Genomic DNA, 14543 nt, shown 5'->3' with positions numbered 1-14543 from the left:
GCGAAGGCGTTAAACGGTAAACGCGGCTTGCAGCAGTTTTTCCTGCTGCTCGGCGTGCATCGATGCGTAACCACAAGCAGGTGCAGCAGAGGCATCACGGCCCGCGTACTCGAGTACGAGAGATTTGTCGTGTTTGCCAACGATGCGGCGCATGTGGTGCTGGCTGCAGTACCAGGCACCCTGGTTCATCGGCTCTTCCTGACACCAAACGATATGTTTGAGGTTGGTGTACGGAGCCAGGACTTCAATCAAGTCGTCCTCAGGGAATGGGTACAGCTGCTCGATACGCACGATGGCGATATCGTCACGGCCTTCGGCACGGCGTTTTTCCAGCAGGTCGTAGTAGACCTTGCCGCTACACAGAACAACGCGCTCGACCTTGTTCGGGTCCAGAACATCGATTTCCGGGATAACGGTCTGGAACGAACCCTCGGCCAGATCTTCCAGGGTCGAGACAGCCAGCTTGTGGCGCAGCAGCGACTTCGGAGTCAGGACGATCAACGGTTTGCGCAGCGGGCGAATCACCTGACGACGCAGCAAGTGGTAGATCTGAGCCGGCGTAGTCGGTACCGCTACCTGAATGTTGTGCTCGGCGCACAATTGCAGGTAACGCTCCAGACGAGCCGAAGAGTGCTCAGGACCCTGACCTTCATAACCGTGCGGCAGCAGCATGGTCAGACCGCACAGACGGCCCCACTTGTGCTCGCCACTGGTGATGAACTGGTCGATAACCACTTGGGCACCGTTGGCGAAGTCGCCGAACTGGGCTTCCCAGATCACCAGCGCATCCGGCGTGGTGGTCGAGTAACCGTATTCGAACGCCAGAACGGCTTCTTCCGACAGGAACGAGTCGTACAGGTCAAAACGTGGCTGACCGTCGTACAAGTGCTGCAGCGGAATGTAAGTGCCCGCATCTTTCTGGTTGTGCAGAACAGCGTGACGGTGCGAGAACGTACCGCGGCCGATGTCCTGACCGGTCATGCGAATCGGATGACCTTCGAACGCCAGGGTTGCGTACGCCATGGTTTCGGCGTAACCCCAGTTGATCGGCAGGCCGCCGGCTTGCATCTTCTGACGGTCTTCGTAGATTTTCGAGACCTGGCGCTGAACCACGAAGCCTTCCGGAATTTCCAGCAGCTTGGCGGACAGTTCCTGCAGGGTCTTGAGGTCGAAGCGAGTGTCGTGACGCGCGGTCCAGGCGTGGCCCAGATACGGACGCCAGTCCACGAACAACTCTTTGTTCGGCTCTTTGACCAGGCTTTTTACTACGTGCAGACCGTTGTCCAGCGCGTTGCGGTATTCGTCGACTTTCGCCTGAACACGCTCAGCGTCGAGCACACCGCTCTGAGTCAGACTGTCAGCGTACAGCTCACGGGTGGTGCGCTGTTTGGTGATCTGCTGATACATCAGAGGCTGGGTGCCGCTCGGTTCGTCAGCTTCGTTGTGGCCGCGACGACGGTAGCAGACCAGGTCGATCACCACGTCACGCTTGAACTGCATGCGGTAGTCGATGGCCAGCTGAGTCACGAACAATACGGCTTCCGGATCATCGCCATTCACATGGAGGATCGGTGCCTGGATCATTTTCGCAACGTCGGTCGCGTACTCGGTGGAACGCGAGTCCAGCGGGTTGCTGATGGTGAAACCAACCTGGTTGTTGATCACGATGTGCACGGTACCGCCGGTCTTGAAACCGCGGGTCTGCGACATCTGGAAGGTTTCCATCACCACGCCCTGGCCGGCAAATGCCGCGTCGCCGTGGATGGAGATTGGCAGAACCTTCTCACCGGTAGGGTCGTTACGACGATCCTGACGGGCACGAACGGAACCCTCGACCACCGGGGAAACGATTTCCAGGTGGGACGGGTTGAACGCCATGGCCAGGTGAACTTCACCACCGGTGGTCATCACGTTGGACGAGAAGCCCTGGTGGTATTTAACGTCACCGGAACCCAGCTCGACCTTCTTCTTGCCTTCGAACTCGTCGAACAGCTCGCGCGGGTTCTTGCCGAAGGTGTTGACCAGCACGTTGAGACGGCCACGGTGGGCCATGCCGATCACGACTTCCTTGGTGCCATACGAACCGGAACGTTGAATCAGCTCGTCGAGCATCGGAATCAGGCTTTCGCCGCCTTCCAGACCGAAACGCTTGGTACCCGGGTATTTGGTGCCCAGGTATTTTTCCAGACCTTCGCCGGCGGTGACGCGCTCGAGCAGGTGGCTCTTGATGTCGGCGGAGTACGTTGGACGGCCGCGCACGCTTTCCAGACGCTGCTGGAACCAGTGACGCTGCTCGGAATCGGTGATGTGCGTGAATTCAGCGCCGATGGTGCGGCAATATGTCTGCTGCAACGCTTCGTGAATTTCGCGTAGGCTCGCTTCCTCTTTGCCGATGAACAGGTCGCCGGCTCGGAAGGTCGTATCAAGATCGGCATTGGTCAAGCCGTAATGATTGATCGACAGGTCTGCAGGTGCAGGACGCTGCCACAGCCCCAGCGGGTCAAGCTGGGCTGCCTGGTGGCCACGCATACGGTAGGCCTGGATCAATCGCAGCACTTCAACTTGCTTCTTCTCGTGCTCACTGCTCACGCTGCCGGCGGAAACCGGTTGAGCGCGGCGCTGGTTCTTTGCCAGCAGCACGAAATGATCGCGAATCGTGGAGTGCGAAACATCAGTGGCAGAGCCGCCGTCGGCAGGCAGCTTCTGAAAGTAGGTGCGCCACTCTTCTGGCACAGCGTTAGGGTCGTGCAGGTAGAGCTCATAAAGCTCTTCCACATAGGCAGCGTTTCCACCTGAAAGGTAGGCGCTGTTCCACATGCGCTGCATCACGCTTTCTTGCATGCTTGGTCACCCTCGGTTAGGGGAACACCATCGATGTCGACACCGAGCAAACTTGCAGAAGTCCGAATGCAGCGACTAAAACAAGCCACTTAGGATCACACTGATAGTCCGGGTACCAGCCCGGATGCCCCTGCTTGTCTCATTTCTTCAAAATAAGAGCCGCAGCTTGTGGCTGCTGCTCTGGTTATAGCCATGACGCGGGTTGAAGCCCGCGCCACAGCCTCTACGGTGCAGCGGTTACAGCAGCTGAATCACACGCCGCTCGAAAGCAGCATGTTACGGATGTGACCGATGGCCTTAGTCGGGTTCAGGCCTTTCGGACATACGTTGACGCAGTTCATGATGCCCCGGCAGCGGAAAACGCTGAACGGGTCATCCAGCGAAGCCAGACGCTCGGACGTCTTGGTGTCGCGGCTGTCTGCCAGGAAGCGATAAGCTTGCAGCAGTGCGGCCGGGCCCAGGAACTTGTCCGGGTTCCACCAGAAGGACGGGCAAGAGGTCGAGCAGCAAGCGCACAGAATGCACTCGTACAGACCGTCGAGCTTTTCACGCTCTTCAGGGGACTGCAGACGCTCGATGGCCGGAGCCGGCGTGTCGTTCTGCAGGAATGGCTTAACCTTCTCGTATTGCTTGTAGAAGATGCTCATATCGACAACCAGGTCACGGATAACCGGCAAACCTGGCAGCGGACGAACGATCAACTTGTTGCCTTTTACGACAGCGGACAGCGGCGTGATGCACGCCAGGCCGTTTTTGCCGTTGATGTTCATGCCGTCGGAACCGCAAACACCTTCACGGCAAGAGCGACGATAGGAGAAACCCTCGTCCTGCTCTTTGATCAGGGCCAGCACGTCCAGCACCATCAGGTCTTTACCACCGGTATCGACCTGGAATTCCTGCATGAACGGCGCGGCGTCCTGATCAGGGTTGTAACGATAAACGCTGACTTGCAACATGGCGGCCACCCTTAATAAGTCCGAATCTTAGGTTCAAAAGTCGGAACAGTTTTCGGCGAGAAATTCACGGCACGCTTGGCAACGCGCTTGTCACCCGGGAAGTACAGGGTGTGGCACAGCCAGTTTTCGTCATCACGATCTTCAAAGTCTTCACGGGCGTGCGCGCCGCGGGACTCTTTACGGACTTCGGCCGCAATGGCAGTAGCCTCAGCGACTTCCAGCAGGTTTTGCAGCTCAAGCGCTTCGATACGTGCAGTGTTGAACGCCTGCGACTTATCGTTGATTTTCACGTTGGCGATACGGGTGCGCAGGTCTGCCAGCTGGGCAATGCCTTTCTGCATGTATTCGCCGGTACGGAATACGCCGAAGTAGTTCTGCATGCAGCTTTGCAGCTCGCGACGCAGCGTAGCGACGTCTTCGCCATCGGTACGGCTGTTCAGTGCATTGAGGCGCGACAGGGCAGCGTCGATATCAGCTTCGGTGGCGTCATCGTATTCGATGCCGTCAGTCAATGCTTTCTCGAGGTGCAGGCCGGCAGCGCGACCGAACACTACCAGGTCGAGCAGCGAGTTGCCGCCCAGACGGTTGGCACCATGAACCGATACGCAAGCCACTTCGCCGACGGCGAACAGACCATGAATGATCTCGTCCACGCCTTCAGCGTTCTGGGTGATCGCCTGGCCATGAATGTTGGTCGGAACACCGCCCATCATATAGTGGCAAGTCGGAACAACCGGAACCGGAGCAACAACCGGGTCAACGTGTGCGAAAGTCTTCGACAGTTCGCAGATGCCTGGCAGACGGCTGTGCAGCACTTCTTCACCCAGGTGATCGAGCTTGAGCAGCACGTGGTCGCCATTCGGACCGCAACCGTTACCCGCGATGATTTCCTTAACCATCGAGCGGGCAACAACGTCACGACCAGCAAGGTCTTTGGCGTTCGGAGCATAACGCTCCATGAAACGCTCGCCGTGCTTGTTGATCAGGTATCCACCTTCACCACGGCAACCTTCGGTAACCAGTACACCGGCGCCGGCGATGCCGGTTGGGTGGAACTGCCACATTTCAATGTCCTGTACCGGCACACCCGCACGCAGAGCCATGCCGACGCCGTCACCGGTGTTGATAAGGGCGTTGGTGGTGGACGCGTAGATACGACCTGCACCGCCGGTTGCCAGAACAGTAGCCTTGGCGCGGATGTAGGTGGTTTCACCGGTTTCGATGCAGATGGCGATCACACCGACGAACTCGCCTTGAGCGTTTTTCACCAGGTCGACAGCGTAGTACTCGTTCAGGAACGTGGTACCGGCTTTCAGGTTGCCCTGATAAAGGGTGTGCAGCAGTGCGTGACCGGTTCGGTCGGAAGCGGCGCAAGTACGGGCAGCCTGCCCGCCTTTACCGTAATCCTTCGACTGACCGCCGAACGGACGCTGGTAGATGCGGCCCTGTTCGGTACGCGAGAACGGCATCCCCATGTGGTCCAGCTCATAAACGGCAGCCGGGCCTTCCTGACACATGTATTCGATAGCGTCCTGGTCACCGATGTAGTCGGAGCCCTTGACGGTATCGTACATGTGCCAGCGCCAGTCATCGTTCGGATCGGCAGAAGCGATCGCGCAGGTGATGCCACCCTGAGCCGATACAGTGTGCGAACGAGTCGGGAAAACCTTGGTGATCACGGCAGTCTTGTGACCACCCTGTGCCAGTTGCAGCGCAGCGCGCATGCCAGCACCGCCGCCACCAATAATGATGGCGTCGAAAGAAATCGTTGGAATGTTAGCCATGAATCAGATACCCCAGAGAATCTGCACACCCCAGACGAAGTAAGCGAACATCGCAACGCCGCATACTGCCTGGAAAAGGAAACGTACTGCGGTCGCGGACTTGCCCAGCGCCATTGGCGTCAGGTAGTCGGTCGCGATGGTCCACATGCCGACCCAGGCGTGAGCGCCAAGGGCAACGAGGGCCAGCAGACTGAATATACGCATCCCGTTGTGGGCGAACAGGCCATGCCACTGGTCGTAACCAATGCCCGGATTCGCTGCAAGGTATCCGATCAGGAAGATGAAATAAGCCGCGAGAACAACCGCAGACACACGTTGCGCCATCCAGTCATAGAGGCCCGAACGCGAAAGGTTCGTAACGCTGGTTACCATATCCAAACTCCTGCCAGAACGATCAGCACCACGGAAATGGCGACGATGATTTTCGAGCCCAGGCGGCCGCCTTCCAGCGTCTCACCGATGCCCATATCCATGATCAAGTGGCGCACACCGGCTACCAGGTGATACAGCAGAGCGGACAGGAGGCCCCATGCTACGAACTTGGCCAGCGGGCTGGTCAAGCATGCCTTCACCTCGGCAAAACCTTCCTCGGAATCCAGGGATTTGCCCAATGCATAAAGCATGAAGCCCAGGCCCAGGAAGAGGATGATGCCGGAAACACGGTGAAGAAACGACGTAACGCCGGTGATGGGGAGTTTGATGGTCCTTAGGTCTAGGTTTACAGGTCGTTGGCTTTTCACGGCTTTTTTTTCACACTGAAGAGCCCCTAACAATCAGGGCAAAGTTGTTGGGGAGTGCACTGGTCAGGTAACCACCACCCAGGGATGCGACCCCCAATAAAGCAGGCCCAAAAGCCCTTGGCGGTCGGTGGCCGAGTATAGACAGTTAGGCTACTAATGACAACGCAATCACCTACCCCAAATAGCGCATTGCACAAGTCGTATAAAAGGCGTAAATGGCAGTCAATTTCGAGGAAAAAGGGCAGTTAAAGCCTTCTGGAGCAAGACTTTAGGCAAATTGACATTCGAATTTATCTCACTATAGTGGTGCGGGCCCTGCGTGGGGGGTCTGTCTGATGGTTCAAGCATAAATAGGAGGCCACATGGCTGACAAAAAAGCGCAGTTGATCATCGAGGGCGCAGCCCCCGTCGAGCTGCCCATTTTAACCGGCACCGTTGGTCCCGATGTTATTGATGTTCGGGGCCTGACGGCCACGGGCCGCTTCACTTTCGACCCGGGTTTCATGTCGACCGCCTCGTGCGAATCGAAGATCACCTATATCGACGGCGACAACGGCATTCTGTTGCACCGCGGCTACCCGATCGAACAGCTGGCTGAAAAGTCGGACTACCTGGAAACCTGCTATCTGCTGCTCAACGGCGAACTGCCGACCGCAGAACAGAAGGCCCAGTTCGTCAGCACCGTGAAAAACCACACCATGGTTCACGAGCAGCTGAAAACCTTCTTCAACGGTTTCCGTCGCGACGCCCACCCGATGGCCGTCATGTGCGGCGTAGTCGGCGCCCTCTCGGCCTTCTACCACGACTCCCTCGACATCAATAACCCGCAGCATCGCGAAATCTCCGCGATCCGTCTGGTTGCGAAGATGCCGACCCTGGCAGCGATGGTTTACAAGTACTCCATGGGTCAACCCATGATGTACCCGCGCAACGACCTGACGTACGCGGAAAACTTCCTGCACATGATGTTCAACACCCCGTGCGAGATCAAACCGATCAGCCCGGTGCTCGCCAAGGCCATGGACAAGATCTTCATCCTCCATGCCGACCACGAGCAGAACGCATCGACTTCCACCGTGCGTCTGGCGGGCTCTTCGGGTGCCAACCCGTTCGCCTGTATCGCCGCCGGTATCGCCGCACTGTGGGGCCCTGCCCACGGCGGTGCGAACGAAGCCGTTCTGACCATGCTTGACGAGATTGGCGATGTGTCCAACATCGACAAGTTCATCGCCAAGGCCAAGGACAAGAACGACCCGTTCAAGCTGATGGGCTTCGGTCACCGCGTTTACAAGAACCGCGATCCTCGCGCGACTGTGATGAAGCAGACCTGCGACGAAGTATTGAAGGAACTGGGCATCAACAACGATCCGCAACTCCAACTGGCCATGCGCCTGGAAGAGATCGCGCTGACCGACCCGTACTTCATCGAACGCTCGCTGTACCCGAACGTCGACTTCTACTCGGGGATCATCCTCAAGGCGATCGGCATTCCAACCAGCATGTTCACTGTGATTTTCGCGCTGGCACGTACTGTTGGCTGGATCTCCCACTGGAAAGAGATGCTCTCGAGCCCGTACAAGATTGGCCGTCCGCGCCAGTTGTACACCGGCTACGAGTCGCGTGACATTACCAAGCTGGAAGACCGCAAATAAGATTTGTCTTGCTATAAAGTCTTAGGGTTGCACCGGAAACGGCCTCTATTCACATAGGGGCCGTTTTTGTTTGTTTGGTCTCAGCGGCCTGTGGGCCGACTGTGTTTTTGGTTGGGGCATATCTGTTACTGCGGGTGTTGCCGCTGGCGGTTTCGCTCTTACAGCAAGTCCCTTTTTCAAACGCCAAAAAGGAACCAAAAGGCTTTGCCCCTGGCGTACGGCACTTCGCTGAGGCTCAGTGTTCCCTCGCTACGGTGTCCATCCGGGGGCATCGCTTCCGATTTGCTTCGCTGCACCTCCTTTCGATGGGTGCGGCTTCGCCGAACGGCGCTGCGCGCCTACCCCCCGGATGAACACCTTCGCTCGGCCTGCCGATGGGGCAAAAAAATCAAAAGCCAAAGCCAAAGCCAAAGCAAGATCAAGAGCCCCCTCATCCTAGCCTTCTCCCGGAGGGAGAGGGAACTGATCGAGGTGTTTGGCAGAGCTATGCCGACCTGGGATACCGAGTCGAACTCAGATTCTGAAAGCCTCACAAATCGGCTCCCTCTCCTCGGGGAGAGGGCTGGGGTGAGGGGCGAACCCAACCCAAAACCTAAGCCGACCGCATCGCTCTCCCACCACTCAACAGGATGAGCGTTAGCTCGGCTGCAGCTTTTGATCTGTAAGGCGACGTCGGAAGGCTTCGTTCCGGGATTGATCCGGGGGTGGGAGCGCAGCGACCGTTTGGCGAAGCCAAACACAGCGAGAGGAGGTGCGGCGAAGCAAACCGTAGGCGCTGCGCCCGGATCGATCCCGGAGCGAAGGAACCCCGAGCCCCAGCGAGCGGGCCGTACGTAGGAGCAAGCGTTTTTGGTTACTTTTGAAGCGCTTGTCAAAAGTGACCCGCCGTAAGGGCGGAACCCTAAGCCGCCGTCACCGCAGCAACGGATATGTACACGATCCACACAAAAACACAGTCTGCCCGATAACCGCCCACAAAAAATGCCCCGATCTCTCAACCGGGGCATTCAGAACAACATTACAAAACCATCAAGCGATCAATGCGAAACCGCGCCACTCGCCCCCAACCCTGTCTGCGAACGCACAAACTGAGGGAAGAACAAAGCACGTTCCCGGTCCGCAGCCGCCGACTTGTCAGTGATCGAGAAGAACCAGATCCCCACAAACGCAATGATCATCGAGAACAGCGCCGGGTACTCATAAGGGAAGATCGCCTTCTCATGATGCAGAATCTGCACCCAGATGGTCGGGCCGAGAATCATCAGGCCAACAGCGCTGACCAGACCCAACCAGCCACCAATCATCGCCCCACGAGTCGTCAGCTTCTTCCAGTACATCGAAAGCAGCAATACCGGGAAGTTACAGCTCGCCGCGATCGAGAACGCCAGGCCAACCATGAACGCAATGTTCTGGCTCTCGAAGAGGATGCCCAGACCAATCGCCAACACCGCCAGGGCGATCGTGGTGATCTTCGAAACGCGAATCTCGTCCTTCTCGTTCGCCTTGCCCTTTTTGATAACGCTGGCGTAGAGGTCGTGAGAAACCGCCGAAGCACCCGCCAGGGTCAAGCCTGCCACTACAGCGAGGATGGTCGCGAAGGCAACCGCCGAGATGAAGCCAAGGAAGATGCTACCGCCGACCGCGTTGGCCAGGTGCACCGCCGCCATGTTGTTGCCGCCCAACAGCGCGCCAGCAGCATCTTTGAAGGCCGGGTTAGTGCTGACCAGCAGGATCGCGCCGAAGCCGATGATGAACGTCAGGATGTAGAAGTAGCCAATGAACCCGGTTGCGTACAGCACGCTCTTACGGGCTTCTTTTGCATCACTCACGGTGAAGAAGCGCATGAGGATGTGCGGCAGGCCAGCGGTACCGAACATCAACGCCAGACCCAGCGAGAATGCCGAAACCGGATCCTTGACCAGACCGCCCGGGCTCATGATCGCTTCGCCTTTGGCGTGCACCTTGATCGCCTCGGAGAACAGCGTGTTGAAGTCGAAGTTGACGTGCTTCATCACCATCAGCGCCATGAACGATGCACCCGACAGCAGCAACACAGCCTTGATGATCTGCACCCAGGTGGTTGCCAGCATGCCGCCGAACAGCACGTACATGCACATCAGCACACCAACCAGAATCACCGCAACGTGGTAATCCAGACCAAACAGCAACTGGATCAGCTTGCCCGCACCCACCATTTGCGCGATCAGGTAGAACGCCACCACCACCAGCGAACCGCAGGCGGACAGCGAGCGAATCTGGGTTTGCCCGAGGCGGTAGGACGCCACGTCGGCAAAGGTGTATTTACCCAGGTTACGCAGACGCTCGGCGATCAGGAACAGAATGATCGGCCAGCCCACCAGGAAGCCGATCGAGTAGATCAGGCCATCGTAGCCGGAGGTGAACACCAGCGCGGAAATCCCCAGGAAGGACGCCGCCGACATGTAGTCACCGGCAATCGCCAGACCGTTCTGGAAACCGGTGATCTTGCCGCCCGCTGCATAGTAATCGGCCGCGGAGTTGTTTTTCTTCGAGGCCCAGTAGGTGATGTACAAAGTGGCGCCGACAAATGCCACGAACATCAGGATCGCGGGAATGTTCAGCGGCTGCTTGGCCACCGCACCGGTCAAGGCATCAGCCGCCCAGGCACCCGGTGCGAAAGCTGCAACGCTCAATAGAGCCAGTAGACGCCGGATCATTGCTGAGCCTCCTTGAGAATCGCATTGTTCAGGTCGTCGAACTCGCCATTGGCGCGCTTTACGTAGATGCCGGTCAGGATGAAGGCCGAAAGAATCAGCCCGACACCGATAGGAATGCCCCAGGTAATGGAGGACTCAGGACTGATCTTCGCGCCCAGAAGATGCGGCCCGTAAGCAATCAGAAGGATGAAACCGGAGTAAAGCCCAAGCATGATCGCTGAAAGAATCCAGGCGAACTTTTCTCGCTTGCTAACCAGTTCCTTGAATCGGGGACTGTTTTGAATCGAGAGGTAAATGCTGTCGTTCATTGTTTTTATCCTCGCAGCACAGATTATTGTTGGAACGATATCCACTGTATGCGGCTGCGAGCCAGGTTCCAGACGACCTTAGTAGTAGAACGCCATGACAGCTTTGCCATTCTCAAGCACATATAAAAAACTGTGGGAGCTGGCTTGCCAGCGATTGCGTCATGCCAGTCGACTGATTAGCCAACCGACAGACCGCTATCGCGGGCAAGCCCGCTCCCACAGGGTTCGCGGTGAAAAAGCTATGTCAGGTTATTTAGTCCAGTCAGCCACGCGCTCCGGGTGCTTGGCTACCCAGGCTTTAGCAGCGGCGTCAGGTTTTGCACCGTCCTGAATCGCCAGCATCACTTCGCCAATTTCGTCTTTCGAGGCCCACTGGAAGTTTTTCAGGAACTTCGCCACTTCCGGCGCTTTGGCATCAAGCTCTTTGCTGCCGATGCTGTTCACGGTTTCAGCTGCACCGTAAACGCCTTTCGGGTCGTCGAGGAAACGCAGTTTCCATTTGGCGAACATCCAGTGCGGTACCCAACCGGTGACGGCGATGGATTCGTTTTTCTTCTCGGCGCGGGTCAGTTCGGCGATCATGCCGGCGCCGGAACTGGCCTTGAGCGAGTATTTGTCGAGGCCGTAGTCCTTGATCGCCTGATCAGTCTTGAGCATCACACCTGAACCAGCATCGATGCCGACGATGCGATTTTTGAAGGTGTCGTCGGTTTTCAGGTCTTCAATGGATTTGGCTTTGACGTACTCCGGTACGATCAGGCCGATTTTCGCATCCTTGAAGTTCGGGCCGTAGTCGACGACCAGATCCTTGTTCTTCGTCCAGTAATCACCATGGGTTACTGGCAGCCAGGCCGAGAGCATGGCGTCGAGTTTGCCGGTGGCCACACCTTGCCACATGATCCCGGTGGCGACGGCTTGCAGTTTCACGTCGTAGCCGAGTTTCTGCTTGATCACTTCGGCCGCCACGTGGGTGGTCGCGACGCTGTCGGACCAGCCGTCAACGTAACCGATGTTCAGGGTCTGTTTTTCAGCGCTGGCGAAAGTGGAGCTCATCGCAAGCGCCAGAACGGCACCTGCGCTTAAAAGTCGTCGCATCTTCATCGTTACTTCCCCGAAATGCTGCGCCCGACGGATGCCGGGCATCGTCAACGTATTGTTATGGTGCACAGCGCCCCCATCACGCCCGACCGCAAACTCATTCGAACATCAGCGCGATTTATCAATAAGGGTTACTGACGACTTCGATCATCAACCTGACGCCCAAGGCGACCTGCTCTGCCAGCGACCTCAAGGCAACGAGAAACGACATTAGAAGGCCATTAACCACGTCTATATAAATGACGCCAAATAATCCGCCCGAACTTTGCATGTCAAAATCATGCGAGCCTCCTACCGCCGGATAAATGCAGGTAACATGCGTCGCTTTGCAGCCATTCGGCCTGACCATGTCCGCGACGTCCCGCTTTCCTTTTCTCCCTTATCTCTTCGCCTGCCTGCTCGGACTGTTTGCCTTCGGCGGCTTCTGGTATGGCCTTGGAAAACCGGTGATCCTGCCGGATGCCGCGACACCGACGCACAAGCTGCAATGCGCCTCCTACACCCCGTTCGACAAAGACCAGTCGCCATTCGACGTACCGTTCAAGTTGCGCCCGGAGCGCATGGACGCCGACCTCGCCCTGCTCGCCACTCGCTTCGAATGCATCCGCACCTACTCGATGACGGGCCTTGAAGCACTGCCGGATCTGGCGCGTAAACATGGCCTGAAATTGATGATCGGCGCCTGGGTCAACAGCAACCCGGTGGACAGCGAAAAGGAAGTCGACCTGCTGATCGCATCGGCCAACGCCAACCCGGACGTGGTCAGTTCGGTAATCGTCGGCAACGAAGTGTTGCTGCGCAAGGAAGTCACCGGCGGACAGCTGGTGAAGCTGATCAACAAGGTCAAAAGTCAGATCAAACAACCGGTGACGTACGCCGATGTCTGGGAATTCTGGCTCAAGCACCCGGAAGTCGCGCCAGCGGTGGATTTCCTGACCATTCACTTGCTGCCGTACTGGGAAGACGATCCGTCGAATATCGATGCGGCGCTGCAGCATGTGGCGCAGGTGCGCCAGGTATTCGGTAACAAGTTCGCGCCCAAGGACGTGATGATTGGCGAAACCGGCTGGCCGAGTGAAGGTCGCCAGCGCGAGACGGCACTGCCGAGCCGGGTCAACGAAGCAAAGTTCATTCGTGGTTTTGTTGCCATGGCCGAGAAAGAAGGCTGGCATTACAACCTGATCGAAGCTTTCGATCAGCCATGGAAGCGTGCCAGTGAAGGCGCGGTTGGCGGGTATTGGGGGCTGTTCGATGCCGACCGTCAGGACAAAGGCATACTCGCGGGGCCGGTGACGAACGTGCCGCACTGGAAGCAGTGGCTGGCGGTTGGCGGTCTGATTTTCCTTGGCACACTGTTTCTCGGTGGTCGGGTGCGCAATACGCGCTCGGCATTGGTGCTGCCGCTGTTGGGCGCGCTCGCCGCTTGCTCGATCGGGGCCTGGGGTGATCTGGCATTTGTGACCACACGATTTGCCAGCGAATGGCTGTGGGTCGGCTTGCTGACGGCCTTGAATCTGTTGGTGCTGGCGCATGCCGCGCTGACCCTGAGCGCTCGTACGGGCTGGCGTGAAAGCATCTTCAATCTGCTGGAACGGCGTGCGGGATGGCTGGTGGCGGCCGCCGGATTTGCGGCAGCGGTGATGATGCTCGAGATGGTGTTCGATGCACGTTATCGCAGCTTTGCCAGCATGGCATTTGTGCTGCCTGCGTTGGTTTATCTGTGCCGACCGGTGAGCGTGCCGCGTCGGGAGATTGCTCTGCTGACGTTCATCATAGGCGCCGGCATTGCGCCGCAGTTGTATCTGGAAGGCATGCTGAATCAGCAGGCCTGGGGTTGGGCACTGGTCAGCGGGTTGATGGTTGTGGCTTTGTGGCGCTGCCTTCGCGTTCGCACCCGCTGATCTTCAGCGTTTGTGCCGGCCTCTTCGCGAGCAGGCTCGCTCCCACATTAGATCTGGGTGTTCCCCAATACCCTGTGGGAGCGGGCTTGCCCGCGATGACTGACCGTTATGCGCTACGGGACGCCCGGACCAGACGCAGCCCCGCAATCACCCCGGCAAACACCGCCAACGTCGTGTTGTACAACGCCAGTGCCGGCAGCCCGAACACCAGCGCCAACACCGCCAACCACCACCCTGCCCGCTCCGGCAAGACAAAACCGATCAGCGCACAGCTCAGTGCAGCCCAGCCCAATACCTTGAAGTGAATCATCAGCCCAAGATTGGCTCGCAGCTGACATTCCCAACGGCTGGCCTCATCGACGCAAATCCCCACCCATTTGCCATCCTCCATGAAGCCATAACGCGCGCCGTAGCTGGCGGCCAGCCACAATGGCAACAAAACGAGTAAAAGAATCACGGGCAAGCGGCGGGACATGAAGCACTCCAATCTTCGGAAATCGGCGGCCAGCTTAATCCGCCGCCAACCATACGCAAGCAATAACAACTGTTAACTAGTCATCCGATCAG

Annotated in this window: 11 protein-coding genes; 2 read left to right on the top strand and 9 right to left on the bottom strand. The window is 57.7% G+C overall.

All coding sequences use genetic code 11. The features are described from left to right. Positions 1-9: 9 nt before the first annotated feature. From H8B20_RS02605 to sdhC, 5 genes are all read right to left on the bottom strand, one after another. Positions 10-2841 carry a 2-oxoglutarate dehydrogenase E1 component gene (locus tag H8B20_RS02605; protein WP_210622266.1) on the bottom strand — a complete coding sequence of 944 codons (2832 nt, stop codon included), beginning with the start codon at positions 2839-2841 and terminating at the stop codon, positions 10-12. Between the two features lie 251 nt (positions 2842-3092). Beyond that, entirely contained in the window at positions 3093-3797 is a 705-nt protein-coding gene (locus H8B20_RS02600; RefSeq protein ID WP_007959035.1) for a succinate dehydrogenase iron-sulfur subunit, read from the bottom strand. A gap of 11 nt (positions 3798-3808) precedes the next feature. Next, complete coding sequence (sdhA, locus tag H8B20_RS02595) at positions 3809-5581, bottom strand: succinate dehydrogenase flavoprotein subunit (protein WP_042558290.1); 1773 nt, start codon at positions 5579-5581, stop codon at positions 3809-3811. Between the two features lie 3 nt (positions 5582-5584). Next, positions 5585-5953 (bottom strand): succinate dehydrogenase, hydrophobic membrane anchor protein, encoded by a 369-nt coding sequence (gene sdhD, locus H8B20_RS02590; protein ID WP_007977503.1) that lies wholly within the window; start codon positions 5951-5953, stop codon positions 5585-5587. Beyond that, entirely contained in the window at positions 5947-6321 is a 375-nt protein-coding gene (gene sdhC / locus H8B20_RS02585) for a succinate dehydrogenase, cytochrome b556 subunit (RefSeq protein WP_080896000.1), read from the bottom strand. Before sdhC ends, sdhD begins: the two co-directional genes overlap by 7 nt. 362 nt (positions 6322-6683) lie before the next feature. Between sdhC and gltA the strand changes: the two genes are divergently transcribed. Next, a complete protein-coding gene (gene gltA / locus H8B20_RS02580; protein WP_042558288.1) occupies positions 6684-7973 on the top strand; it encodes a citrate synthase in 1290 nt (429 codons plus the stop codon). Between the two features lie 1037 nt (positions 7974-9010). On the opposite strand, the gene H8B20_RS02575 is transcribed toward gltA, so the two are convergent. From H8B20_RS02575 to H8B20_RS02565, 3 genes are all read right to left on the bottom strand, one after another. Continuing rightward, positions 9011-10669 carry a cation acetate symporter gene (locus H8B20_RS02575; RefSeq protein WP_150594211.1) on the bottom strand — a complete coding sequence of 553 codons (1659 nt, stop codon included), beginning with the start codon at positions 10667-10669 and terminating at the stop codon, positions 9011-9013. Continuing rightward, positions 10666-10977 (bottom strand): DUF485 domain-containing protein, encoded by a 312-nt coding sequence (locus tag H8B20_RS02570; RefSeq protein WP_042558286.1) that lies wholly within the window; start codon positions 10975-10977, stop codon positions 10666-10668. Before H8B20_RS02570 ends, H8B20_RS02575 begins: the two co-directional genes overlap by 4 nt. 249 nt (positions 10978-11226) lie before the next feature. Then, positions 11227-12078: a glycine betaine ABC transporter substrate-binding protein gene (locus tag H8B20_RS02565; protein ID WP_210622265.1), complete on the bottom strand. Its 852-nt coding sequence runs from the start codon at positions 12076-12078 to the stop codon at positions 11227-11229. Between the two features lie 302 nt (positions 12079-12380). Here H8B20_RS02565 and H8B20_RS02560 point away from each other — a divergent pair, with 302 nt between their 5' ends. Then, positions 12381-13976, top strand: a complete 1596-nt coding sequence (locus H8B20_RS02560; protein WP_210622264.1) for a glycoside hydrolase family 17 protein — start codon at positions 12381-12383, stop codon at positions 13974-13976. Positions 13977-14082: 106 nt separating this feature from the next. Here H8B20_RS02560 and H8B20_RS02555 read toward each other — a convergent pair whose 3' ends face one another. Then, entirely contained in the window at positions 14083-14451 is a 369-nt protein-coding gene (locus tag H8B20_RS02555) for a hypothetical protein (protein WP_210622263.1), read from the bottom strand. Positions 14452-14543: the final 92 nt, after the last annotated feature.

The sequence above is a fragment of the Pseudomonas sp. P42 genome, from assembly GCF_017973755.1.
GTDB classification, from domain to species: domain Bacteria; phylum Pseudomonadota; class Gammaproteobacteria; order Pseudomonadales; family Pseudomonadaceae; genus Aquipseudomonas; species Aquipseudomonas iridis.
The sequence above is the reverse complement of the archived record's forward strand: the minus strand, read 5'-3'. Positions and strand labels throughout refer to the sequence as shown.